16 protein-coding genes are annotated in these 25,695 nt (G+C 71.1%); 15 read left to right on the top strand and 1 reads right to left on the bottom strand.

All coding sequences use genetic code 11. The features are described from left to right. Positions 1-2: 2 nt before the first annotated feature. On the bottom strand, positions 3-419 hold the full coding sequence (locus B9P64_RS21300; protein WP_085318115.1) for a DUF2141 domain-containing protein: 417 nt from the start codon (positions 417-419) through the stop codon (positions 3-5). A 201-nt stretch (positions 420-620) separates the two neighbouring features. Between B9P64_RS21300 and B9P64_RS21295 the strand changes: the two genes are divergently transcribed. From B9P64_RS21295 to B9P64_RS21225, 15 genes are all read left to right on the top strand, one after another. Next, positions 621-1,373 (top strand): response regulator, encoded by a 753-nt coding sequence (locus B9P64_RS21295; protein WP_235840080.1) that lies wholly within the window; start codon positions 621-623, stop codon positions 1,371-1,373. Then, positions 1,370-2,746, top strand: a complete 1,377-nt coding sequence (locus tag B9P64_RS21290; RefSeq protein ID WP_085318113.1) for a sensor histidine kinase — start codon at positions 1,370-1,372, stop codon at positions 2,744-2,746. Before B9P64_RS21295 ends, B9P64_RS21290 begins: the two co-directional genes overlap by 4 nt. A 145-nt stretch (positions 2,747-2,891) precedes the next feature. Further along, positions 2,892-5,987: a calcium-binding protein gene (locus tag B9P64_RS21285; protein WP_085318112.1), complete on the top strand. Its 3,096-nt coding sequence runs from the start codon at positions 2,892-2,894 to the stop codon at positions 5,985-5,987. 33 nt (positions 5,988-6,020) lie between these two features. After that, a complete protein-coding gene (locus tag B9P64_RS21280; protein WP_085318111.1) occupies positions 6,021-8,552 on the top strand; it encodes a calcium-binding protein in 2,532 nt (843 codons plus the stop codon). 159 nt (positions 8,553-8,711) lie between these two features. After that, the gene (locus B9P64_RS21275; RefSeq protein WP_085318110.1) at positions 8,712-9,956 is read left to right on the top strand and encodes a glycosyltransferase family 4 protein; all 1,245 of its coding nucleotides are present in this window, start codon (positions 8,712-8,714) and stop codon (positions 9,954-9,956) included. A gap of 37 nt (positions 9,957-9,993) precedes the next feature. Continuing rightward, positions 9,994-11,685: a type I secretion system permease/ATPase gene (locus B9P64_RS21270; protein WP_085318109.1), complete on the top strand. Its 1,692-nt coding sequence runs from the start codon at positions 9,994-9,996 to the stop codon at positions 11,683-11,685. After that, entirely contained in the window at positions 11,682-13,016 is a 1,335-nt protein-coding gene (locus tag B9P64_RS21265; RefSeq protein ID WP_085318108.1) for an HlyD family type I secretion periplasmic adaptor subunit, read from the top strand. Before B9P64_RS21270 ends, B9P64_RS21265 begins: the two co-directional genes overlap by 4 nt. A 95-nt stretch (positions 13,017-13,111) precedes the next feature. Next, a complete protein-coding gene (locus tag B9P64_RS21260; RefSeq protein ID WP_085318107.1) occupies positions 13,112-13,939 on the top strand; it encodes an ABC transporter permease in 828 nt (275 codons plus the stop codon). After that, positions 13,936-14,604: an ABC transporter ATP-binding protein gene (locus B9P64_RS21255; RefSeq protein ID WP_085318106.1), complete on the top strand. Its 669-nt coding sequence runs from the start codon at positions 13,936-13,938 to the stop codon at positions 14,602-14,604. The genes B9P64_RS21260 and B9P64_RS21255 overlap by 4 nt, the downstream gene beginning before the upstream one ends. Then, positions 14,601-15,794 (top strand): chain-length determining protein, encoded by a 1,194-nt coding sequence (locus B9P64_RS21250; RefSeq protein WP_085318105.1) that lies wholly within the window; start codon positions 14,601-14,603, stop codon positions 15,792-15,794. The genes B9P64_RS21255 and B9P64_RS21250 overlap by 4 nt, the downstream gene beginning before the upstream one ends. A gap of 1 nt (position 15,795) precedes the next feature. After that, complete coding sequence (locus B9P64_RS21245; RefSeq protein ID WP_085318104.1) at positions 15,796-17,583, top strand: polysaccharide biosynthesis/export family protein; 1,788 nt, start codon at positions 15,796-15,798, stop codon at positions 17,581-17,583. A 28-nt stretch (positions 17,584-17,611) separates the two neighbouring features. Beyond that, positions 17,612-18,643, top strand: coding sequence for a WcbI family polysaccharide biosynthesis putative acetyltransferase (locus B9P64_RS21240; protein WP_085318103.1), 1,032 nt, complete (start codon positions 17,612-17,614; stop codon positions 18,641-18,643). A 151-nt stretch (positions 18,644-18,794) separates the two neighbouring features. Beyond that, positions 18,795-21,305 (top strand): polysaccharide pyruvyl transferase family protein, encoded by a 2,511-nt coding sequence (locus B9P64_RS21235; protein ID WP_176256920.1) that lies wholly within the window; start codon positions 18,795-18,797, stop codon positions 21,303-21,305. A 14-nt stretch (positions 21,306-21,319) separates the two neighbouring features. Further along, positions 21,320-23,242 carry a polysaccharide pyruvyl transferase family protein gene (locus B9P64_RS21230; protein WP_085318101.1) on the top strand — a complete coding sequence of 641 codons (1,923 nt, stop codon included), beginning with the start codon at positions 21,320-21,322 and terminating at the stop codon, positions 23,240-23,242. 18 nt (positions 23,243-23,260) lie between these two features. Then, on the top strand, positions 23,261-25,693 hold the full coding sequence (locus B9P64_RS21225; protein WP_085318100.1) for a polysaccharide pyruvyl transferase family protein: 2,433 nt from the start codon (positions 23,261-23,263) through the stop codon (positions 25,691-25,693). Positions 25,694-25,695: the final 2 nt, after the last annotated feature.

The following is a 25,695-nucleotide window of genomic DNA, read 5'->3' as shown; positions in this document are numbered from 1 at the left end:
CCTCAGCGCAGGCGCACGGTCACCGCGACCGGCGCCTCGCCCACGGCAAAGCGCGCATCGCGGAACTCGGGCGGACCGGCGGTGCCGCGCGCATCGTTGCTGAAGCCGTAGGGCTCCTTCGGGATGCCGAACAGTCCGCGGTCGAGCTTCTGGTTGTCGTTCTCGTCGTGATAGACGGCCACCGCGTAATTGCCCGGCGCCAGATTGCGGAACACGACCGAGCTGCGGCCGGCCGCCGGCGCGACGCGCTGGGCCTGCACGCCGCCGGCCTCGGCCGGAAAGCCGTCGGCGCGGTTGTAGAGCGCCACCGCCAGATGGCCGCGCTGCGACGCGACGCCGTCGATGTCCACGCTGAGGTCGGCGGCGCGGGCGCCGGTGGCGGCTGCCGCGAGCGCGGCGAGCAGGACGAGCTTGTTCATGGGGCTTCCGGTGCGAGGGTTGCGATGGCCCGCATTGCAGCGCCCGCATGTATCGCCGGCTTGTCGTGGCGCGGGCTTCTTGTATTGCCGCGTGTCGCGCCGCGCGGCCGATACGCTGCGATACATGGCGGCCGCTGGTCGCGCCGCGCAGCCCGCGCCGGCACGCCAGAATCGCCCCAGCCCATTCCCGAGCCGAGCGCCGTGCAGCCCCGCCCCGACCACATCCTCATCGTCGACGACGATCCCGACATCCGCGACCTGCTCGGCGACTACCTCGCGCGGCAGGATTTCCGCGTGAGCTGCGCCGCCGACGGCCGCCAGATGCGCGCCGCGCTCGCGGCCGGCCCGGTCGATCTGGTGGTGCTCGACCTGATGCTGCCCGGCGAGGACGGCATCGGCCTGTTCCGCTGGCTGCGCGCCGGCGCGCATGCGCTGCTGCCGGTGGTGATGCTGACCGCGCGCGGCGACGACGTGGACCGCATCGTCGGCCTGGAGCTTGGCGCCGACGATTACCTGGGCAAGCCCTTTGTGCCGCGCGAGCTGGTGGCGCGCATCCGCGCCGTGCTGCGGCGCACGCGGATGCTGCCGCGCACGCTCGCGGCCGAGGAGCCGGCGCGCTGGCTGGGCTTTGGCGACTGGCGCCTCGACACCGTGGAGCGGGTGCTGGTCGATGCGCGCGGCGCGGTCACGCCGCTGTCGGGCGCCGAGTACGGGCTGCTGCGCTTCTTCCTCGACCATCCCAATCGCGTGGTCAGCCGCGACCAGCTGCTCGCGCATCTGGCCGGCCGCGAGGCCGAGGCCTACGACCGCGCCATCGACCTGCGCGTGAGCCGGCTGCGCCGGCGCCTCGGCGACGATGCGCGCGAGCCGGCCTACATCAAGACCGTGCGCAACGAGGGCTATGTGTTCTGCAAGGCGGTCGCGCCGCTCGGCGCCGACGGGGCGCCGCAATGAGCGCGGCGCCCGGTGCGCGAGCCACCGCCGCCTGCCGGCGCTGGCTGCCGCGCCGCTTCAACACCCTGGCCGCGCAGCTGCTGCTGCTGCTCGGCGCCGCCGTGCTGACGATCCAGCTGGCCAGCTTCGGCGCGCTGCTGTTCATCCGCGGCCATGAAACCCGCATGCAGATGTACGCCTTCATGGCCGCCGACGTGGATTTCGTGCGCGAGTTTCTGCGCAGCCTGCCGCCCGAGCGGCGCGCCGACTGGCTGCCGCGCCTCAACCGCGGCTACTACCGGCTGGCGCTGCTGCCGGCCGATGCGCCGCTCGCGCCGCTGGCCCATCCCGATGTGCTCGAAAGCCTCGCCATCGTCGAGGCGCGGCTGCACACCGCCGGCGACATGCGGCCGGCGCGGCCGGTGCTGGCGCGCCTTGCGCCCGATGCGGCGCCGCTGCCCGGCATCGCCATCGAGCTCGACGGCCGGCAGCAGCTGATGCTGCTGTTCGACACGCCGCCGCCCAACTCGGTGCCGCCGCCGGTCGATGTGCTCGGCTATCTGGGCCTGCTGCTGCTGGTCATCGGCGCGCTGGCGCTGCTGCTGGCGCGGGTGGCGACGCGCAGCCTGGGGCGGTTTGCCGGCGCCGCCGAGGCGCTGTCGGTCAACCTCGATGCGCCGCCGCTGGCCGAGGACGGCCCGGTCGAGGTGGCGCGCGCGGCCTCGGCCTTCAACCGCATGCAGGCCGCGATCCGGCGCCATCTCGATGAGCGCACGCAAATCCTCGCGTCGGTATCGCACGACCTCAAGACGCCGCTGACCCGGCTGCGGCTGCGCGCCGAGAACCTGCCCGAGGCGGCGCCGCAGCGCGCCCGCTTCATCGCCGACATCGAGGCGATGGATGCGCTGGTGAGCGAAGGGCTCGACTACGCCCGCAGCGCCCAGCTGCACGAGGCGCGCAGCCCGGTCGACCTGGACCGCCTGCTCGCCACCCTGGCCGAGGACGCGGCCGATACCGGCGCCCGCGTGACCGTGACCGGCCAGCTCGGCCAGGCGGTGCCGGCGGCGCCGCGCGCGCTGCAACGCGCCTTGCAGAACCTGCTCGACAACGCGCTGCGCTATGGCGACGGCGCGGCCGACATCACGCTGGAGCGCGCCGGCGCCGAGGTGCGCATCGGCGTCGCCGACCGTGGCCCCGGCCTGCCCGACGAACTGCTGGAGCGGGTGTTCGAGCCGTTCTATCGGGTGGAGGGCTCGCGCAGCCGGGCCTCGGGCGGCACCGGGCTCGGGCTGGCGATCGCGCGCAACCTGATGCGGGCGCAGGGCGGTGACATCGTGCTGAGCCGGCGCGCCGGCGGCGGGCTGCTGGCCACGCTGCGCATGCCGGCGCGATGATTTCGGGCCGATGGCTGGCTGATTGCCCGCGCCACCCGTCGCCCGCCAGCGCCCGCCGGCCGTCATCGCAATGTCCCGTCTTGCCGGCCAGGATGCCGGCGCGCCAACTTCGGCGATTTCCAGCGCGTTCCAGGAGCCAGCCCGCATGACCACCTACACCGGCAGCAACGGCAACGACACCCTCGGCGGCAGCAGCGGCGCCGACACGCTCGCGGGCGGTCTGGGCAATGACATTTATCTGGTGAATTCGCTGCGCGACAGCATCGTCGAGGCGGCGGGCGCCGGCTTCGACAGCGTGCGCACCGCGCTGCTCGACAGCAGCGGCGGCTTCAGCCTGCTGCGCTACGCCAATGTCGAGGCGCTGGTGTTCACCGGTGCCGGCGCGGCGCGGCTGCGCGGCAACGATCTCGACAATCTGATCCAGGCCGGCAGCGGCAGCACGGCCGACACGCTCTACGGCGGTGCCGGCGACGACACGCTGCTCGGCGGCGGCGGCAAGGACCGGCTCGAAGGCGGCAGCGGCGCCGACTGGCTCGACGGTGGCACCGGCGCCGACAGCCTGATCGGCGGCAGCGGCGACGACCGCTACTTCGTCGACAACCTCGGCGACCGCGTGTTCGAGACCGCCAATGCCGGCTTCGACATCGTCGAGTCGGACGGCATCGTGCTCGACATCAGCGCCAGCCGCTGGGTGAATGTGGAGGGCATCGTCCACACCGGCAGCGCCGCCGTGACCATGGTCGGCAATGCCGCCGGCAACCTCGTGCAATCGCTGTCGGCCGGCGCCGACCGGCTGTTGGGCGGTGCCGGCAACGACACGCTCGACGGCGGCGCGGGCAACGACACGCTCATCGGCGGCATTGGCGACGACGTGTATCAGGTGACCGCCGGCGACGCGGTGACCGAGGCGGCGGGCGAGGGCGAGGACAGCTTTGTCGGCCTGATTGCATCGATCAACCGCGCCGGCTGGTCGGGCAGCGTCGAGAACCTGATCTACACCGGCGCGACCCGCATCGCGCTCACCGGCAACGGGCTCGACAACCTCATCGTCGGTGGCGCCGGCGCCAACATCATCTCGGCCGGCGTGGGCGACGACGTGGTGTTCGGCGGCGCCGGCACCGACTCGATCCTGGGCGGCAACGGCAAGGACACGCTCTACGGCGGCGACACCGGCCACAAGCTCGACGGCGTCTACGGCGACAACGCGCTGTTCTTCACCCAGCTGCTCGACGACGGCGTGGCCGACACGCTGGTCGGCGGCCTGGGCGACGACCGCTATGTGCTCGACAACCTCGACGACCGGGTGGTCGAGGCGGCCGGCGGCGGCAGCGACACCGTCGTGGCGCTGGTCGATTACGACCTCACCGACGCGCCCAATGTGGAGAACCTGGTGCTCGACGGCACGGCCTGGTTCGGCGCCGGCACGGCGGCGGCCAACATCCTGGTCGGCAGCTCGGGCGAGAACTATCTCGACGGCGGCGCCGGCAACGACACCCTGCTCGGCGCGGTCAGCGGCGGCTGGTTCGGCATGGGCGGCGCGCCGACCGATGTGCTCGACGGCGGCAGCGGCGCCGATGTGCTGATCGCGCGCCAGTCGTCGGTGCTGTTCGGCGGCACCGGCGACGACCTGTATCTGGTCGATGCCGGCTATGGCGCGGTCATCAGCGGCAGCGACGACGGCGGCAACGACACGCTGATCTTCACCAACACCGGCTCGGCCGAGGCGATGGACGGCGTCGAGACGCTGCTGCTCTACGGCTCGGGCCTGGACGTGGAAGCGCAGGCGCAGGCGGCGCTGGCGGTGGCCATCGGCGTGGCCGGCAGCGGCTCGGCGGCGCTGTACACCGCGTTCGCCGACCTCACTGGCAACGACGAGGCCAATGCCATCGGCGGCAACGACAGCGCCAATCTGCTGCGCGGCCTGGGCGGCAACGACCACATCTACGGCTTTGCCGGCAACGACACGCTCGACGGCGGCCTGGGCGTCGACACGCTCGAAGGCGGCGACGGCGGCGACCTGTACCGCATCGACGCCGCCGACAGCGTGATCGAGACCGGCAGCGGCGGACTCGACATCGTCGAGAGCGACAGCGTCACCAGCTACGCCGGCTATGCCGGCATCGAGGGCCTGAGCTACACCGGCAGCACGGCGCGCCTGTTCACGCTGGGCGCGGCCAACACCAGCAACGACTGGTTCTCCGGCGGCAGCGGCGACGACACGCTGCGCGGCTATGCCGGCGCCGACACCCTGGCCGGCGGCGCCGGTGGCGACAGCATCGACGGCGGCAGCGGCGACGATTCGCTGAGCGGCAATGCCGGCAGCGATTTGATCCTGGGCGGCGACGGCAATGACGAGATCTACGCCACCGCCTTCGCCGCCAACGGCGACGGCGGCAACGACACCCTGCTCGGCGGCGCCGGCAGCGACAGGCTGCAAGGCTCGGACGGCGCCGATTCGCTCGACGGCGGCGGCGGCTACGACCAGTTGCACGGCAGCGCCGGCAACGACACGCTCCACGGCGGCGACGACGGCGACTACCTCTATGGCGAGGCCGGCGACGACGTCCTCTACGGCGATGCCGGCGACGACAGCCTGAGCGGCGGCGCCGGCAGCGACCTGATCTTTGGCGGCGGCGGTGTGGACACGCTGGCCGGCGGCGCCGATGCCGACGTGCTCTATGCGCTGGCGCCGGGCGGCGGCAGCACGGCCCAGCTGTGGGGCGGCGAAAGCTATGGCGGCGGCGACAACGCGCTCGACCTGTTCCGCTTCGACGCACTGAGCGCCACCGGCTACTCGGCCGGCACGGCGAGCTTCAGGGGCGGCATCGAGATCGGCGATTTCGAGAACGACGCCGACTATCTGTGGATCGACGGCGCGCTGGTCGGCAACGGCGACGCCACGCTCGGCTTTACCCAGGAGAAGGACTTTGCCGGCGGCAACTTCGCCAGGTCGGCCGAGATCGTGTTCGTGCGGGCCGATGTGGACAGCTTTTCCTACAACTGGGGCTGGAGCGGCAGCATCGCCGCCGCCGGCGTGACGGCCGCCATCGGCACGGCCGACAGCGCCTTCGCGGTCGGCGATGCGCGGCTGTTCGTGGTCGACGACGGCCGCGGCTCGGCGGTGTTCGGCTTTGTCAGCGCCAATGCCGATGCCGTGGTGAGCGCCAGCGAACTGAGCCTGCTGGCGGTGGTGAACAACGACAGCGCGCTGACGGCGGCAGACTTCCAGCTGTTTGCCTGACGCGCGCATCCAAGACATCCACCGGAGACAGCAGTGAGCACCTTCAACGGCACCAGCGGCAACGACACCCTCAACGGCAGCAGCGGCGTCGATTTCATGACCGGCGGGCTCGGCAACGATGTGTATGTCGTCAACCACCTGCGCGACCAGGTGGTGGAAGCGGCCGACGGCGGCCGCGACACGATCCGCAGCTCGGTGCTCGACGTGTTTGGCCGCTACAGCCTGCTGCCCTTCGCCGAGGTGGAGAACCTGAGCTACACCGGCACGCTCGCCAGCTGGCTGGTCGGCAATTCGCTCAACAACCTCATCCGCGCCAACGATGCGCGCGCCAGCACCGACACGCTGAGCGGCGGCGCGGGTGCGGATTCGCTGTTCGGCTTTGGCGGCAACGATCTGCTCGAAGGCGGCGCCGGCAACGACATGCTCGACGGCGGCAGCGGCATCGACACGCTGGTGGGCGGCAGCGGCAACGACTTCTACGTGATCGACGATCCGCTCGACCGCGTGGTGGAACTGGCCGGCGGCGGCTTCGACACGGTGCAGAGCGCGGGCGCGGTGCTCGATTTGCGGCTCGGCCGCTGGGCCGGCGTGGAAGGGCTGCTCTACAACGGCAGCGCTGCCGTCTCGCTGGTGGGCGACAGCGCCGCCAACCAGCTGCAATCGCTCGGCGCCGGCATCGACCGGCTCAACGGCCTGGGCGGCGACGACACCCTGCTGGGCGGCGGCGGCAACGACACGCTCATCGGCGGCGACGGCAACGATCTGCTGATCGGCGAGGGCGGCAGCAACGCCCTGGTGGGCGGCGCCGGCGACGACCTGTACTACATCAACGCCGCCGATTCGGTGATCGAGCTGCTCGGCCAGGGCAACGACAGCTTCTACGGCAGCAAGACCACGATCAATGTCGGCAGCCTCGCCTCGACCATCGAGAACCTGCTCTACATCGGCACCGATGGCGCCGCGCTGACCGGCAACCGGCTCGACAACTTCATCGTCGGCGGCAGCGGCGCCAATGTCGTCTCGGGCCTGGGCGGCAACGACATCGTCGTGGGCGGGCTGGGCGCCGATTCGCTCGCCGGCGGCGACGGCAACGACACGCTCTACGGCGGCCTGAGCGGGCTGGCCACGCCGCTCGCCGTGCCCGGCGTGGGCGCGGGCCAGTTCAACGATTTCACGCGCGACGACAAGGCCATCGACACGCTGGCCGGCGGCGCCGGCGACGATCACTACTACCTGGACAACACCGACGACGTGATCGTCGAGGCGGTCGGCGCCGGCGACGACACCGTGCATGCGCGCATCGACCTGGGGCTGGCGGGCTTTGCCAATGTGGAGAACCTGATCCTCGAAGGCACGGCCCAGCTCGGCGGCGGCGATGCCGGCGCCAATGTGCTGGTGGGCAATGCCGGCGAGAACCATCTGACCGGCGGCGGCGGCAACGACACGCTGGCCGGCGGACTGGCGCTCGGCGCCATCGCGTCCGACGGCCATGCCGATGTGCTCGAAGGCGGCAACGGCAGCGATGTGCTGATCGCGCGCGAGACCTCGGTGCTGCTGGGCGGCAGCGGCAACGACATCTATCTGATCGGCGGCGCGGCCGAGGCGGCAGCGGGCGAGCTGCTGGCGGGCGGCGACGATTCGTCCGGCAGCGACACGGCGATCTTCGCCATCTCGGGCTCGGCCGAGGCGCTCGGCGGCGTCGAGAATCTGGCGCTGCTCGGCTCGGGGCTGGCGGCCGAGGCGACGGCGCTGGCAGCCTGGGCCCGGGTCCATGCGCTGGCCGGCAGCCCGGCCGAGGTGGCCGCCGAGTTCGTGCCCGCCGGTCTGGCGCGCGACCTGACCGGCAACGAGCTGGCCAACACGATGACCGGCAATGCCGCCGCCAACCGGCTGCTGGGCCTGGACGGCAACGACAGCATCGCCGGCGGTGCCGGCAACGACAGCATCGAGGGCGGCGCCGGCAGCGACACGCTCTTCATCGGCGTGGTCGATGCGCCCGCGAGCCTGACCGTGGCCAGCGAGCTGGTCTACGGCGCATCCGCCGACGAGTCGGCCGACGACAGCACGCTCGACCGCTTTCGCTTCGACAGCGGCAGCGGTGCCGGCGCGGTCGGTGCCGATGCCGGCTTCTTCTTTGCCGCCGGCGCCGAGATCCGCGACTTCGTCGGCGGCATCGACCGCATCGAGGTGAAGGGCGCGCTGGTCGGCGACGGCGACAGCCTGCTCGAAGGCGCCACGGTCAAGACCGAGGCCGGCGGCAGCTTTGCGCAAGCCGCCGAGCTGGTCGTGCTGCGCGCCGATCTGGCCAGCGACTTCGCCAGCGCCGGCGACTGGCACAGCGCCATCTCGGCGGCCGAGGTGGGCGCGGTCATCGGCAGCGCCGACAGCGCATTTGCGGTGGGCGATGCGCGTCTGTTCGTGGTCGACGACGGCCGCAGCTCGGCGCTGTTCCGCTTTGTCAGCACCGACGCCGATGCGGCGGTCGAGGCCGACGAGCTGACGCTGCTCGGCGTGGTGACCGGCAGCGCCAGTCTCGCCGTGACGGATTTCGGCCTGTTCGCCTGAATTTCGACGCGTTCGCGCCACGACAGCATTGGCCTGCCGCGTGCCTGCCGTCAGCACGATGTGCGACGCTCGCGGCCGCGTTCGGGGGGCGGCGGGTTGCCGCCGCGCCGCCCGTCAAGTTCAACGAATCCGCCCGCTCCGGGCGAGCCAGCCGAGCCCATGCGCGTCCTGTTCATCCACCAGAACTTCCCCGGCCAGTTCAAGCATCTGGCGCCCGCCATCGCCGCCGAGCCGGCCAATGAAGTGGTCTGCATCGGCGAGGACGGCGCCATCGCCCGGCTCGGGCCGCCGCCGGCGCGGCTGCGCTTCGTGGGCTATGCCGCGCCGCGCGGCGCCGGCGAAGGCACGCATCACTATCTGCGCAGCACCGAGGCCGGCGTGCGGCGCGGCCAGGCGGTGGTGCGCCGGCTGCTGGAGCTGAAGGCCGAGGGCTTCGTGCCCGACGTGGTGGTGGCGCATCCGGGCTGGGGCGAGGCGCTGTTCGTCAAGGATGTGTTCCCGGCCACGCGGCTGCTGGTCTATCTCGAATTCTTCTACCGCGCCGAGGGCTCGGATGTCGGCTTCGATCCCGAATTCCCGGCCTCGCCCGACGACCTGTTCAAGCTGCGCATCCGCAACACGGTGCAGCTCATTGCGATGGAGCAGGCCGATGCCGGCCTGAGCCCGACCCACTGGCAGCGCGCGCAATACCCGGCCTTCTTCCGCGACCGCATCCGCGTGGTCCATGACGGCATCGATACCGCCGTGGTGGCGCCGTCGGCCGAGGCGCGCTTTGCCCTGCCCGACGGCAGCGAGCTGGCGCCCGGCGACGAGGTGGTGACCTACGTGGCGCGCAACCTGGAGCCCTATCGCGGCTTCCACAGCTTCATGCGCGCGCTGCCGGCGCTGCTCGATGCGCGGCCGAATGCGCGCGTGGTGATCGTCGGCGGCGACGAGGTCAGCTATGGCCGTCAGCCGCCCGAGGGCAAGACTTATCGGGCGATCCACGAAGCCGCGATCGCCGATCATCCGGGCCGTGCGCGCGTGCATTTCCTCGGCAAGCTGCCTTACGCGCGCTACCTCGATCTGCTGCGGGTGTCGCGCGCTCATGTCTATCTCACCTATCCCTTCGTGCTGTCCTGGTCGGCGATGGAAGCCATGGCCTGCGGCTGCTCGCTGGTCGCCTCGCGCACCGCGCCGGTGGAAGAAGCCATGACCGACGGCGTCAACGCGCGGCTGGTCGACTTCTTCGATCCGGCCGGCATCGCGGCGGCGCTGGTCGCCATCCTCGACGGCAGCGACGACGACCGGGCACGCCGCGCGCGCGCCCGCGCCGACGCCATCGCCCAGTACGACCTGCGCGGCGCCTGCCTGCCGCAGCTGCTGCAACTGGTGCGCAATCTCGCGGCCGGGCGCGCCGCATGAGCGCCGCGCGCCACCCCGCCCGTCCCGGAGCCTCGGCATGAAGACCTTCATTCACGACCATGCCCGGCTGTTCGGCGCGGCGGCGGCATTCAGCCTGCTCATCAATCTGTCGCTGCTGGCGCCGTCGCTGTTCATGCTGCAAGTGACCGACCGCGTGATGGCCAGCCGCAGCCTCGAAACCCTGGTGATGCTCGGCCTCGTCACGCTGATGGCGCTGCTGCTGATGCTGGTGCTCGACATGGTCCGCGCGCGGCTGCTGGCGCTGGCCGGCGTCAAGCTGGAGCGGCGCCTTGGCGCCGATCTGCTGCGCGAGATGTTCTACCGCCCCGCCGGCGCCGCGCCGGCCGGCTATGCGCTGCGCGATCTGGCCTCGCTGCGCACCTTTCTTGGCGGCGCGGGCGTGATCGCGCTGTTCGACGTGGTCTGGATGCCGATCTACATGGGCGTCATCTTCCTGTTCGACAACCTGCTCGGCGTGCTGGCGCTGGCGAGCGCCGCGATCCTGGTGCTGCTGGCGGTCGCCAACGAGCGCTTCACCCGGCGCCGGCTCGAAAAGCTGCAACAGGACGGTCGCGACGCCAGCCGGCTGCTCGACGCGGTGGCGCGCGGCGGCGATGTGGTGCGCGCGATGGGCATGGCCGGCGCGGTCATCGAGCGCAATCGCGCGGCCCAGGCGCGGCTGCATGCCGAGCAGCTCGGCACCCAATCGGTCGCGGGCGGCATCGGCAGCCTCACGCGCTTCTTCCGCCAGGGCGTGCAGGTGGCGATGCTGTCCACCGGCGCGTATCTGGTGGTCAAGCAGGAGGCGTCGCCGGGCGTGATGATTGCCGTGACCATCATCCTGGGCCGGGCGCTGGCGCCGGTCGAATCGCTGGTCGCGCAATGGAAGCTGCTGGTCGAGGCGCGCGCCGCCTGGGGCCGGCTGACGCCGCTGCTGGCGGCGCCGCTGCCCAGCCGCTTTGCCGGCCTGCCCGAGCCGACCGGCCGGGTCACGGTCGAGGGTGTGAGCTGGCGCGCGCCGGGCAGCGACCGCGCCATCGTGCGCGACCTCAATCTCGACATCGCGCCGGCCGAGGTGCTGGCGGTGGTGGGCCCGAGCGGCTCGGGCAAGTCCACGCTCGGGCGGCTGCTGGTCGGCGCGCTCGCGCCCACGGCGGGCCGGGTGCGCTTCGACGGCGCCGAGCTGAGCCAGTGGCCGCCCGAGCAGCTCGGGCGCCATCTCGGCTATCTGCCGCAGGACATTTCGCTGTTTCCGGGCAGCCTGGCCGACAACATCGCGCGGCTGGAGGGCGGCCGCGCCGACGCGGTCGTGGAGGCGGCCAAACGCGCGCGCGTGCATGAGCTGATCGTGGCGCTGCCCGGCGGCTACGACACGCCGCTCGGCGAGGGCGGCGCGCCGCTGTCGGGCGGCCAGCGCCAGCGCGTGGGTTTTGCGCGCGCCTGCTACGGCCGGCCGCGCTTCCTGGTGCTCGACGAGCCCAACGCCTTCCTCGACGAGGCTGGCGAGCAGGCGCTGATGGATGCCATCGCCGGCCTCAAGGCCGAGGGCACGACCGTGGTGGTGATTACCCAGCGCAGCAAGCTGCTGGCGGTGGCCGACCGCGTGGTGGTGATGCGCGACGGCGCCATCGAGCGCATTGGCGTGAAGGCGGCGGCCAATCAGGCCGCCAATCAGGTCGCCAGCCCGGCAGTGGCCGCCGCGACCAATGTGAAGGAGATCCGGCAATGAGCGCGATGCAGGAGCTTGCGGTCGTCGATGCCATCGAGGTCGATCCGCTCGACCGGCAGGTGCGCCGACTGATCGCGCTGGGCGGCTGGACCACGCTGGTCATCGTCGGCGGACTGCTGCTGTGGGCGTTGTATGCGCCGCTGAGCGGCGCCGCCTATGGCCAGGGCACGGTGCGCGTCGATACCCAGCGCAAGACGGTGCAGCACCGCGACGGCGGCACGATCAAGGCCATCCTCGTGCGCGAGGGCGAGCATGTGGTGGCCGGCCAGCCGCTGGTCGAGCTGGAGGATGTGCGGCTCGATGCCAACGAGGATGCGCTCGCCGGCCAGCTCGCGGCCGAGCAGCTCAAGGCGTCGCGGCTGATGGCCGAGCGCGCGCTCGCCACCAGCTGGGCGCCGCCGGCCGACCTCGTGGCGCGGGCCCGCCACGAGCCGCGCATGGCGGCGGCGGTGGCGCAGGAGCTGGCGCTGTTCAAGGCGCGCCGCGCCCGGCTCGACAGTCAGGCCGCGCTCACGCGCCAGCAGATGAACGATGTGCGCGTGCAGCTCGCCGCGCGCGAGCGCGAATTCGCCGCCGGCACCCAGGCGCTCGCGCTGATGGACGAGGAAACCGCCGCCAACCAGCGCCTGCTGGAACAGAACTATGTCAACAAGGTGCGCGTGCTCACGCTCCAGCGCAGCGCGGCCGAATACCGCATGCGGCTCGACGACAACCGCGCCGAGACCGCCAAGGCGGCGCAGACGCTGTCCGATCTGCAACTGCGGCTGGCCACGCTCGGCGACGGTCAGGTGCAGGAAGCCAGCAACGATCTGCGCGACAGCCAGGCCCGCATCGTCGACATCGAGGAGCGGCTGCGCGCCGCGCGCGACGCGACCGACCACAAGCTCATCGTCGCGCCGCTGGCCGGCCGCGTGACCGACCTGAAGGTGACCACGCCGGGCAGCTCGATCGGCCCGCGCGAGCCGGTGCTCGATCTGGTGCCCGACGATGCGCCGCTGATCGTGGAGACGCGGGTGCCGGTCGATGCGGTCCAGCATCTGCGCACCGGCCAGAGCGCCGACGTGCGGCTGACCGCGATCAAGCTGCGCGCCGCGCGCACGGTCGAGGGCGAGGTGGTCTATGTGTCGGCCGATGCGCTCGAAGACCGCCGCACCGGCGCGCCCTACTACCTGTGCCACATCAAGCTCGACCGCGCCCAGCTCGCCGCCGACGACATCGAGCTGCGGCCCGGCATGGCCGCCGAGGTGTTCATCCGCACCCGCGAGCGCACCGCCTTCGACTATTTCTCCGAGCCGCTGACGGCGGCGATGCGGCGGGCGTTCCGCGAGTGAGCCGGCTGCCGCGCCGGCCACGGCTAGAATCCGCACGCCTGTCGCCGGCCGCGCCGCTGCCGGCCGCCTGCAAGCCCTGTCATCCCAGCCGCTGAATGAGCCGAACCGTCTTCCCGCAGCCCGTACCGCGCCCGACCGTGCAACGCTCGTCCTGGGCCGTGCGCATCGCGGTGTGGAAGGCGCTGCTGCTGCGCGAGGGCATCGCCCGGCTGCTCACCACCCGCACTTCGTGGCTGTGGTTCCTGCTCGAACCGCTGGTGCACACGGTGTTCATGGTCACGATGATGACCGTGGTGCGGGTGCGCAAGGTCGGCGGCATCGACACCGCCGTGTGGCTGGTGGCCGGGCTGTTCGGCTTTCTGCTGTTCAAGCGCATCGCCACCCAGTCGGCCAATGCCATCGGCCAGAACCAGCCGCTGTTCCTCTACCGCCAGATCGTGCCGGTCGATTTCGTGCTGGTGCGCGCGGTGCTCGAAGCCTTCCTGCTCACGCTGGTGTTCTCGGTGCTGATCGTGATCGGCGAACTGCTCGGCATCGACGCCCGGCCGGCCGATCCGCTGGCGGTGATCGGCGCGCTGTTCGGCGCCTGGCTGATGGCGCTCGGCTTCGGCCTCATGGCCTCGGTCGGCAGCGAGCTGATCCCGGGCTTCAGACGCGTCATCGGCTTCATCATGATTCCGATGTACTTCCTGTCGGGCGTGATCGTGCAGCTGTCGAGCCTGCCCCAGCCCTATCGCAGCTGGGTGCTGCTCAATCCGGTGGCGCAGGCGCTGGAGCTGATCCGGCACGGCTTCTCGCCGATGTATCACGCCGCGCCCGAGGTGAGCCTGGCCTATCTGTACGAATGCGCGCTGGTGCTGCTGTTCCTCGGCCTGCTGCTGCAACGCCGCTTCCTCGACCGGCTGAAGGCGAAGCCGCGATGATCCGGCTCGACGATGTGGGCATGCGCTATCGCGGTCACGGCGGCAGTCACCGGGTGCTCGATGGCGTGAGCCTGACCATTCCGGCCGGTCTGGGCGTGGGCGTGATCGGTGCGCCGGCCAGCGGCCGCAGCACGCTGATCCGGCTGCTGGCCGGCATCGACCAGCCCACGCACGGCCGCATCGAGCACGATTGCCGCGTGTCGTGGCCGATCGGCAAGGCGACCGGGCTCAATCTGCAACTCAGCGGTCGCGTCAACGCCAAGTTCCTGTGCCGGCTCGAAGGCCGCGATCCGGACCATGCGGCGCGGCTGGCCTGGATCCATGAATTCTCCGAGCTGGGCCGGCGCTTCGAGCAGCCGGTCGGCAGCTACACGCCGGCGCTGCGCGCGCAGTTGCAGTTCGCGCTGTCGCTCGCCTTCGAGTTCGACGTGTATCTGTCGGACGAGGTCACGGCCATCGGCGAGGGCGCCTTCCGCGAGAAGAGCGCCGCCGCCTTCCGCCAGCTGGCGGCGCGCTCCGGGCTGGTGCTGGTGCACGACCGGCCCCGCGTGCTGCGCGAGTTCTGCAGCGCCGGCATCTGGCTGCACGACGGCCGGGCCGACTGGTTCGACGACATCGACGCGGCGCTGAGCGCCCACCAACAAAGCGGAAAGCTGTCTCCATGAGCAAGGACGTCACCCTGCCCGACGCTGCGCCGGCGCCCACGCCGGCCGCGCCCGCGCGCAATCTGCTGCCCGACATCGCGCCGGCGGCGCGGCGCAAGAGCCGCTGGCGCCGCTATCCGGCCTTCACCGCCGCCTTCGTGGCCACGCTGCTGGCGGCGCTGTACTGGGGGCTGATCGCCTCGCCGCGCTATGTGTCCGAGGCCCACGTCATCATCCAGCAGGCCGACATGCCGGGCGGCGGCCAGTCGGTCGATTTCTCCAGCCTGCTCGGCGGCATCGGTGGCGGCGACCGGCCCAACCAGATGCTGCTGCGCGACCATCTGCTGTCGGTCGACATGCTCGAAAAGCTCGATGCCCGGCTGCATCTGCGCGAGCACTACAGCGATCCGTCGCGCGATCCGCTGTCGCGGCTGTATGCGCGCGACAGCTCGATCGAATGGTTCTACAGCTACTACCAGTCGCGCGTGGCGGTCGAGTACGACGACTACTCGGGCCTGCTGCTGCTGCGGGTCCAGGCCTACACGCCCGAGATGGCGACCGCCATCGCCCGGGCGCTGGTGGAGGAGGGCGAGCAGTACATGAACCTGCTCGGCCACCGGCTCGCCGAGGTGCAGGTCAGGTTCCTCGAAAGCCAGGTCGGCGAGATGCGCGACCGCGCGCTGGCCGGGCGCCAGAAGTTGCTGGCGTTCCAGAACGAGCACGGCATGGCCGCGCCCGAGAACACCGCCGAGAACGTGGTGGGCATCGTCAACCGGCTCGACGGCCAGCTCACCGACCTCAATACCCGCAAGTCGGCGCTGCTCGGCTATCTGGTGCCCGACAGCCCGGCCATCGTCGACATCAATCTCCAGATCGCGGCGGTGCAGAAGCAGCTGGCGCAGGAGCGGCTGCGTCTGACCGCCAGCAGCGGCACGCCGCTCAACCAGACGGTCGAGGAATATCAGCGCCTGAGCATGGCGGCGCAGTTCGACCAGGATGTCTACAAGACCGCGCTGAGCGCGCTGGAGCAGGGTCGCATCCAGGCCGCGCGCACGCTCAAGAAGGTGTCGGTGCTCCAGGCGCCGACGGTTCCGCAGTATTCGATGGAGCCGCGCCGGCTCTACAACATCGCCGCCTTTGCGCTGCTGGCGTTTCTGCTGGCGGCCATCGTCCATCTGCTGATGGCGGTCATTTCCGAGCACCGAGACTGATATGAGACGACTGATCCTGTCCTGCGTGGCCGCGCTTGCGCTGCTGGCCGGTCCGGCCCGGGCCCAGCTGGGTGGCCTGTTCGCGCCGCCGGCCCCGGCCAGTCAGGCCACCAGCAGCACCCAGAGCAATCCGTCGGCCACGCCGGCGCTGCTGCCGGCCACGCCGACGCCCACGCCGAGCACCGCCCTGCCCGCGCCGCTGACCGCGGCGGCGCCCGGGCTGCCGGTGGTGCCGACCAATCCGGCGCCGGCCGGCTACGACTATTCGGCCAATCTCGCCAGCGACACCTTCGGCGCCAACCTGTTCACCGGCTCGTTCGCGCGGCTGAGCGCCTCGAACTTCAATGCCGATTACGCCATCGCGGTCGGCGACCTGATCCAGATCCGGCTCTGGGGCGCGTTCGAGTTCGATGCGCGGGTGCCGGTCGATCCCAAGGGCAATCTGTTCCTGCCGCATGTGGGCCCGGTGCAGGTGCTGGGCGTGCGCAACCAGGACTTGCAGCGCGTGGTCGAGACCGCCGTGGCGCGGGTGTTCCGCGCCAATGTGAGCAGCTACGCCAACCTCGCGGCGGCCCAGCCGGTGCGGGTCTTCGTCGGCGGCTATGTCAACCGGCCCGGCCTGTACGGCGGCACCAGCCTCGACAGCCCGCTCAACTATCTCGACCAGGCCGGCGGCATCGACCTCGATCGCGGCAGCTTTCTCGATGTGCAGATCAAGCGCGGCAGCACGCTGCGCAGCCGGCTCGACCTCTACGACTTCCTGCTCGACGGCCGCATGCAGCCGGTGCAGCTGGCCGACGGCGACGTGATCTTCGTCGGCCCGCGCCGCAGCACCTTCAAGGTGTCGGGGCTGGTCGAGAATGCGCGCCGCTTCGAATTTGCCGGGCGCCAGATCGGCGTGGCCGAGCTGGTGCGGCTGGCCCGGCCGATGCCCGCCGCCACCCATGTGCGCGTGGTGCGCAACACCGGCACCGTGACCAATACCGAGTACTACGCGCTCGACCAGACCGCCGAGCTCAATCTCGTCAACGGCGACGAGATCGAGTTCACCGCCGACAAGAAGCCCGGGATCATCACCGTGCGGGTGCAGGGCGAGCACGACAGTCTTCAGGAATACGTGCTGCCCTATGGCAGCCGGCTCGGCGACGTGATGCAGCGGATCCGCTTCTCCGACCGCTCCGATCGCAACAACATCCAGCTCTTTCGCGCCAGCGTGAAGCTGCGCCAGAAGCAGATGCTGGAAACCGCGCTGCACGGCCTGGAGGTGAGCGTGCTCACCGCGCGCTCGGGCACCAACGACGAGGCCGCGCTGCGGCGCGAGGAGGCGGCGCTGATCCTTCAATGGGTCGACCGGGCCCGCAAGATCGAGCCCTCGGGCCAGGTGCTGATCGCCGAGAGCAGCGCGCGCGACGATCTGCTGCTGGAGAACGGCGATGTCATCAACGTGCCGGCGCGCGACGGCCTGGTGCTGGTGAGCGGCGACGTGCTGTTCCCCAACGCCATCGCCTACGACCCCAAGCTGGGCGTGCGCGACTACATCGCCGGCGCCGGCGGCTTCGTGCAGAACGCCGGCAGCTCGCGCGTGGTGGTGGCGCACAACAACGGCAGCTTTGCCGATCTGGGCGAGGCCGACGCCTGGCATTTCGATGCCAAGGCCGGCGCGGTGCGCTCGGGCGACCAGATTCTGGTGTTGCCCAAGATCGACGTGAAATCGCGCCAGATCTGGAAGGACATGACCCAGATCCTGTTCCAGATCGCGCTGGCGGCGCGCGTGGTGCTCAATCTGTGAAACCCCAACGGAACGACCGGATCCCGCAATGAAGGTGCTCATCTACGGCGGCTGCCATGCCGGCGCGCTCAAGCGGATCTTCGACCGCTATGCGCTCGGCGAGCATCGCTTCGACACGCTGACCAACTACCAGCTCATCGCCGCCAAGACGCCGTTTCCCTATGAGCGTCTGGCTCATTACGACCTGGTCGTCTTCAATCCCATCCTCAACAAGGAGGACTGGAACACGGTCCACCTCGAGGACGCCTGCCGGCGCATCGGCCGGCCCTTCATCAAGTACCCGTGGCTGCAATGGGCCGGCTACTGGCCCACGCCGCGCCGACGCACCTGGGGCCGGTTCGCCGAATGGGGCCTGAGCTCGGTGCTGGGCCTGACCGGCATGCTCGAGTCGGCCAGCGATCCGGCGGCGTTCGAGCGCTTTTACGGCGCGCTGTTCGAGCCGCGCCATTTCGCCGCCGCCATGCCGCAGATGATGGAGCTCACCACCGAGCAGCTGCGCAAGCGCGAGCAGGAGTGCGCGGTGGACGTGAGCATTTCCGATTTCATCCTCGCCAACTACCGCCGCAGCCAGCTCTTTCTCACGCCCGACCATCCGAGCAATGCGCTGTATGCGCATGTGGTGCGCGAGCTGGCGCGGCTGGCCGGGCTCACGCTCGATCCGGCCTACGGCAGCCAGGCCATCGAGGTGCAGGAAGGCGTGCGCACGCCGATCCTGCCCGGCGTGGCCGAGGCCATCGGGCTGGAGTTCTCCAGCAGCGACTGGGCGCATCACGAGTTTCTCGGCCGCACCCACTACACCTTGCGCGAATGGGCGCTGAGCAGCTTTCCGGCCGGCGGCGTGACGCTCGGCGTGGCCAAGGCCAACACCCATATCCGCGCGCTCGACAACGAGGACGACAGCGTCGGCATCGTGCGCAACGGCCGGGTGCTCGCGGTCGGCCTGCCCGATGTCGACATTCCCCAGCACTGGGCCGGCCGCCTGCTCGGGGCCGACAACGCCGGCTTCCGGCGCGCACGCTTCTTCCGCGCGCACTGGGATTTCGTGCAGCCGTCGGTGTGACGGCGCCGGCGACGCTACGCCTGTCGCCGGCAAGTCTTCCTTCGAGCAGCGGCCTTGCACGCCGACAATTCAAACCGCATCGCGCCTGTCAGTCATCGACGATTCGCCTGCGTGTTGCAGCGCGGAACGCCTTTCCATCGAGATATTGCTCATGAAGCTCAACTTTCCGTTTTCTGGCGCCAAGACCGAAGATCAGTCGGCGGGCGATGTCGGCATGAAGCTGTTCAACAACGCCGACCTGGTGCCCGAGGCCTGGCACATCCAGCCACCCGAGCCGAAGCAGATCGAGGTGCGCGATCCCGAGACCGGCGAACTGCTGGAAGTGCTGATCGAGGAGGTGATGGTCGATGTGGATGCGCCGGCGCCCAACGAGGGCTTCCGCGTGTTCAATCCCACGCTGATCGCGCTCGGCGACGGCTTTGCGATGACCTATCGCGTGGTGCACGAGAAGCAGGAGATCCGCCGGCTGGCGGCCTGCCGGCTGACGCGCGGTTTCGAGATCGTGCCGGGCTCGGTCACGCCGCTGTCCGACCTGATCCGCTTTGCCGACGAGGAAAACCTCAACGAGCGCGCGCTCCAGTGGCATGCCGATGCGCGCTATCTGGTGCTCGACGGCGCGATCCATCTCATCTGGAACGACGGCGCGAACCGGCCGCGCAACCATCAGTTCATCGCGCGCATGGATGCCGCCGGGCTGCGGCCGGTGGCGCCGGCGCGCGAGATCTACCGCGCGCGGCGCGATCCGATCGAGAAGAACTGGATGCTGTTCACCGCCGAGTCGAAGCTGTGGGCGGTCTACGGCCTCTGCCCGCACGAGGTGCTGTCGGTGCGCGAGGAGGGCGACCGCTTCCTGCTGGCCGAGGAGGCGGCGGTGTCGCGCTGGCACAGCGGCTATCAGAACCTGTTCGGCGAACTGCGCGGCAGCGCCCAGCCGGTGCTGGTCAACGGCCGCTTCCTGACCATCGCGCATTCCAGCTACAAGACCCGCACCGGCCGGCGCTATCGCGCCTGCTTCTATGAATTCGCGCCGCGCGCGCCGTTCGAGGTGCTGACCGCCTCGACCGAGCCGTTCGAGCTGCCCAATCCCAAGGGCACCACCTTCGACATGCCGCGCCTCAACAAGGAGGTGGAGGAGGTCGTCTATCCCTGCGGCTTCGTGGTCAACGGCGACGAGGTGGTGATTTCCTACGGCATCAACGACGAGGCCTGCGCGGTCGCGCGGGTGTCCTTGCAGGCGGTGCTGGCCAGCCTCAAGCCGGTCAAGCGCGACTACGGGCTGAGCCAGGGCGTGGCGCTGCCGGCGGCCGGCGAGGCCGTGACCGACGAGCCGATGCCCGAGCTGCCGCCCGAACGCGTCGGCCTGCCGCTGTTCTGGTGGGATGCGGTCGACAAGGCCTTCGACGGCCAGGTCGGCAAGCGCCGCTTCGCCATCGGCAACTTCGGCGACATCGCCTCGATGGAGATCGTCGAGCGCATCAGCGGCATCCGGCCGCAGCAGCCCAAGCCGGGCGAACGCAAGCTGGTGTCGATCGGCTCGGTGCTGCACACGGCGCGCGACGGCGACGTGATCTGGGGCACCGGCGTCAAGGGCAGCAAGATGGGCTTCGAGAAGAAGGTCAGCGACCTGTCGGTGCATGCGGTGCGCGGTCCGCTCACGGTCGATTTCCTGCGCCGCAACGGCATCGACACCTCGAAGATCCGCGAAGTCTTCGATCCGGGCTGCCTGATTCCGCTGCTCTACAAGACCGAGATCGAGGCGGCGCAGGCCGCCCTCGGCGGCAAGTCGCGCGGCGTGCGCATCGTTCCGCACTACCGCGACGACCTGATGATGCGGCGCGAGCATTTCGGGATCGTCAGCCAGTTCGTCTCGGTCGACGACACGCCGATGGGCCTGATCGGCAATCTGCTCGGCGCCGAACTGGTCATCTCCAGCTCGCTGCACGGGATCATCTTTGCCGAGGCGCTCGGCATTCCGGCGGTCTGGCTCACCTCGATCGGCGGCGAGGATTCGCTCAAGTTCTACGACTACTACTACGGCACCGGCCGCTATGCCGTGAAGCCGGCCGAAAGCCTCGAAGCCGCCTTCAAGACCGCGCCGCCGCCGCTGCCCAGGCTGCGCTTCGACGACTACCTCGCCACCTTCCCGACCGAGGAAGTGCGCGCGCTGGCCGTCACCGCGCATGTGAAGGCCGGCAGCGCCATCGAGTTCAAGGAAGTGGACGAGGAACTGCTGCCCGAGCTGTTCCGCAGCGCCGGCTTCGACCGCCGCGACAGCAGCGGCCTGTGGATGACGGCGCGCAGCGCGCGGCTCGAAACCCGGGTGCCGGGCACGCATGCCGGCGACCAGGTGCAGGTGCAGCTGTCGCTGCATCCCTACAACCCGGCCGAGCTGCCGGTGCCGCAGCGGCTGCGCGTGCGGCTCAACGGCGCGGTGGTGGCCGAGCTGTCCTGGCTCCAGGCCTCGCGCGCGCCGGCCGAGCTGGTGCTGAACCTGCCCGGCGTCGAAGGCTCGACGCCGCTCGCCTTCGAGCTGGAAGCGCGCAGCGCCCGCTCGCCGCGTGCGCTCAAGCTCGGCGCCATCGGCTCGCCGCTGGCGGTCTGCCTCGACCAGTTCAAGGTCGCGGTCAAGGCGGCGCCGCTGCCGGTCGCGGCCGCAGCCTGAGCCGCGCGCGCCGCATGAGCGCCAGTGCCGCCGGTCCGGTCGTCGTCAGCTTCAGCAGCGGCGACGACTACTACCACCGTGCCGCCGAGGCGCTGCGCGCCGACTGCGCGCGCCTGGGCGTGGCGCACGACATCGTGCGCATCGATCCGGCGCCGGGCCAGGGCTGGATCGAGCTGTGCCGGCGCAAGGTGGGCTTCTACCGCGACATGCTGCGCAAGCATGGCGGCACCGTGCTGTGGATGGATGTCGACTGCCGGCTGCTGCGCGATCCGGCGCCGCTGTTCGGCGCTGGCGGCTTCGACGTGGCCGGCTTTCTGCGCAACTTCGCCGATCTGCGCAGCTTCGATCCGCAGGCCACGGCGCGCTTCTTCCAGCCGTCGATCCTGGCCTTCGCCGACACGCCGCGCAGCCATGCGCTGCTCGATCTGATGGTCGAGCTGGAGGCGGCCGAGCCGGCCAGCGCGACCGACGACTTTTTCCTGCAGGCGGCGTGGAAGCGGCTCGACCGCATGCCGGCGGTGCTGCTGCTGCCGCCCGATCTGGTGCTGGCCGAGGACGGCGCGCCGTCCGGCACGAGCGGCAGCGGCCAGCTGGCCGAGCTGGGGCCGGATAGCGGGCCGGCGTTTGCCTTTGGCCGCAGCGGCAATGTGCCGCTCTACCGCAAGCAGACGGCCCAGCACGAGGCCGAGATGTTCAGCCCGGCGCGGCGCAAGGCGCTGTTTCTGCACGAGGCCGCCGCCGCGCAGAAGGCCAGGAACGGCACCGATGCGCGCTTCTTTCTGCGCAAGGCCTACGAGGTCGATCCGGCCGACGACTCGGTCGCGCTGCGGCTGGCGCGCGCGCTGCGACGCGGCGGCGATTTGCCCGGCGCGCTGCTGTTTCTGCGCCGGCATCAGGGCGAGCCGTTCACGGTCAACCATGCGCGCCGCTTCGAGGCCGATTCGGCGCACGAGAGCGGCGACCTGGACCGCGCCGGCGCCGTGATGCGCGACCTGCTCGAACGCGGCACGCCGTCCGACATCGCCTGGGCGCGCAGCCGGCTGATGCGTCTGGGCACCGACCTGCGCGCGCGCGAACGCGGCATCGCCGATGCCGACCGGCCGCAGCTGTACTGGATGGAGAGCCCCTATCCGGGCAATGTCGGCGACATCCTCAACGCCTATCTGGTCGAGAAGCTGGCCGGCATTCCGCCGCGCCATGTGGCCGCCGCCAAGGGGCTGCTGGCGATCGGCTCGGTGGTGCGACTGGCCGGCGCCGGCTCCACGGTATGGGGCGCCGGCACGCCGCGCATGACCGACCGGCTCGATCCGCGCGCGCGCTATCTGGCGGTGCGCGGGCCGCTCACGCGCCAGCTGGTGCTGGCCTCGGGCGGCAGCTGCCCCGAGGTGTATGGCGATCCGGCCTGGTTCATGCCGGCGCTGTACCGGCCGGCGCCACGCCGGCCGACGCACAAGCTCGGGCTGGTCTGCCATTACGCCAATGCCGGCGAGCTGGTGGCCGGCGCCGGCGTGCGCGGCATCTCGGTGCTGCGCGCCGGCTATGACGACATCGAAGCCTTCATCGACGAGCTGCACGACTGCGAAACCGTGGTCAGCAGCTCGCTGCACGGGCTGATCCTGGCCCAGGCCTACGGCATTCCGGCGCGCTGGATCGAGCTGACCGACAGCGCCCGCGGCCTGCCCGGCGACGGCTGCAAGTTCCGCGACTACTTCATCACCGTGGGGCTCGACGGCGCCGCGCCGCTGCGGCTGGCGCGCGGCTTCGTGCTCACGCCCGAGTCGCTCGCCGCCGCGCTGGCCGAGCAGCGACCCGACGCGGCGCTCGACGCCGGCGCGACCGGCGCCGCCGGCCTGCTGCCGCAGCGCCAGATCGACCTCGCCGCGCTCGCCGCCGCCGCGCCCTTTGCCCTGCGCTGGCCACCCGCCGCCGGGGCCTGACACCGACCAAGGCCATCCATGTGGTTTGACGACGCTTACTGGCGTGCCGCCGCGCACGCCGCCCTGGCCGCCGCTGCCGAGTTCGACTGGGTGCTGACGCCGGCCGATTTCCACGGCCTGCATCCGCGCTTCCGGCCGCTCGAATATTCGGAAACCGGCCTGCCCGGTCGCGTGGCCTTCCTGTGTCACAAGGACGAGGCCGCCACGCTGGCGCCCGACTGGCGCGCCGCCGCCAGCACGCCGCGCCACTACCGCTTCGCCAACGAGGTGTTCGTGCTCGGCAGCCTCGAAGCCGCGCCGCGCGATCCGGGCGCCGAGCTGCAACGTCATCTGCGCTCCTGGCTCGCTACCTGCCGCACGCTGGCCGCCGAAACGCCGGCGCCGCGCGACGCCGGGGTGCGGCGCGCCCTCATCGTCGGCGCCTCGGGCCTGGGCAATGTCGGCGACGACCTGATCGCCGGCGAAATCCGCGCCCGGCTGCTCGACGACGGGCTGTTCGACACCGCCGACATCTCCAGCTTTGCCATCAAGCCGGCGCGGCTGCGCGGCGTCGACAGCGTCATCGTCGGCGGCGGCGGCCTGCTCTACGTGTCGCAGCAGGGCGAGCCCGACTACCAGAACCTCGCCAACTATCTGCGCTTCGTGTTCTGGTGCGAGCGCGCCGGGCTGCCCTGCCATCTGGTGGCCGTCGGCGACCAGGACTACGCCCGGCTGCTCGAACTCGATGCGCCATCGCGCCGCTTTGCCGCCGAGGCGCTGCGCCGCTGCGCCACCGTCAGCGTGCGCGACCAGGACACTGCCCAGCTGGTGCGCCGGCTGTCCGGCCGCAGCCCGAGCGTCGGCGCCGACCCGGTCTGGGCGCTGGCCCAGCATCCCGGCGCCGAGGACGGCCCGCCCGAGGGCGCCGCGCTCGCGCCGCTGTTCATCGGCGAATTCGGCCAGTACCCGGCGTTCGCCGACTGGCTCGCCGGCCCGGCGGTCGCCGACTGGTTCGGCGCGCTCGGCAACACGGTCGAGCCGCCGGCGGTTGCGCTCATGTCCAACGACGACGCGCGCCATGCGCGCACGCTCGCCGCCCAGCTCGCGGCGCGCGGCCTGCATCTGGTCACGGTCGATCTGCGCGGCAAGACGCCGGCCGAGACGCTGGCGGTGCTGCGCAACCATGAGCCGGTGCTGACCACGCGCTTTCATGGCGCGGTGCTGGCGCTGGCGGCCGGCCGCGCCACCGTGGTGTTCGACCGCCGCCACGGCAAGAAGGACCGGCTGCTGCGCTCGACCTTTCCCGAGCTGGCCGATCAGCTCATCGAGCCGCGCGACGGCGCCGACAAGCTGGCTGCGCTGGTCGAGCGCGCCCGCGCCGGCACGCTGCGCCGGCCGGCGCGCGACCAGGTGCTGGCGCATGCGCGCACCGCCCACACCCATGCGCGTGCCTTGCGCGCGGCCCAGCCCGACAGCGGCCGGCGCGCCGGCGGCCTGCTGCCGGCCGAGGCGCTGCTCGACGACAACGGCGCCATCCGGCTGTGCTGGGCGCGCTCGTGGGAGGAAAGCGGCGGCCACGCCAACCTGGGCGATGCGCTCAGCGCCTTCATCGTCGCCAATCTGGCCGGCCGGCCGGTGCGGCATACCGACTTCGGCGCCGACGTGGCCAAGCTGGTCGGCATCGGCTCGATCGGCCATGCGATCCGCAACGGCCAGGCGGTGATCTGGGGCACCGGCTGCTACCGGCCCGACCTCATGGTCCACAACGTGCCGCACACCCGCTACGACATCCGCGCCACCCGCGGCCCGATCTCGCGCGAATGCCTGGGCCGCGTCGGCGTCGACGCGCCGGCGGTGTTCGGCGAGCCGGCCTGGCTGCTGCCGGCGATGTTCGACGAGCCGGTCGAGAAGCGTTACGAGCTGGGCGTCATCACCCACATCGGCGACCTGCGCGCGCCCGCGCCCGATGCGCTGCCCAAGGAAGAGTGGGTGTGCTTCGACCTGCCCGATGCGCTGCGCGACTCGGTCGCTATCATCAACACTTGGCACACGGCCGATCTGGCCGGGCTGCTGGCCAAGCTGCGGCTGATCCTGTCGTGCAAGCGCATCGTGTCGCGCAGCTTTCACGGCGTGGTGATCGCCGAGGCCTTCGGCATTCCCTGCCTGCCGCTGTGCTCCAAGCCCGGCGTGCCGGCCGGCGCATTTGCCGCCGGCGCCGTGCCCAGCACGCTGCTCGACCGCCGCACGCTCGAATTCTTCAATTCGGGCTCGACGCGCCAGCACAACTTCTACGGCCAGCGCCGCAGCGTCGCGACCGACTGGGAGGCGCTAATCGCCGACATCGACCGGGTCTGGACGCCGCTCGACTACGATGCGCGCCCGCTGGTCGACGCCTTCCCCTTCGATCCGGTGGTCGATCCGCTCGCCGCCCGGGTACCGCTGCAACCCGGCCTCGCGAACCTCGTTTTCTGAAG

Source organism: Derxia lacustris (genome assembly GCF_002105195.1).
GTDB classification, from domain to species: Bacteria; Pseudomonadota; Gammaproteobacteria; order Burkholderiales; family Burkholderiaceae_E; genus Derxia; species Derxia lacustris.
The sequence above is the reverse complement of the archived record's forward strand: the minus strand, read 5'-3'. Positions and strand labels throughout refer to the sequence as shown.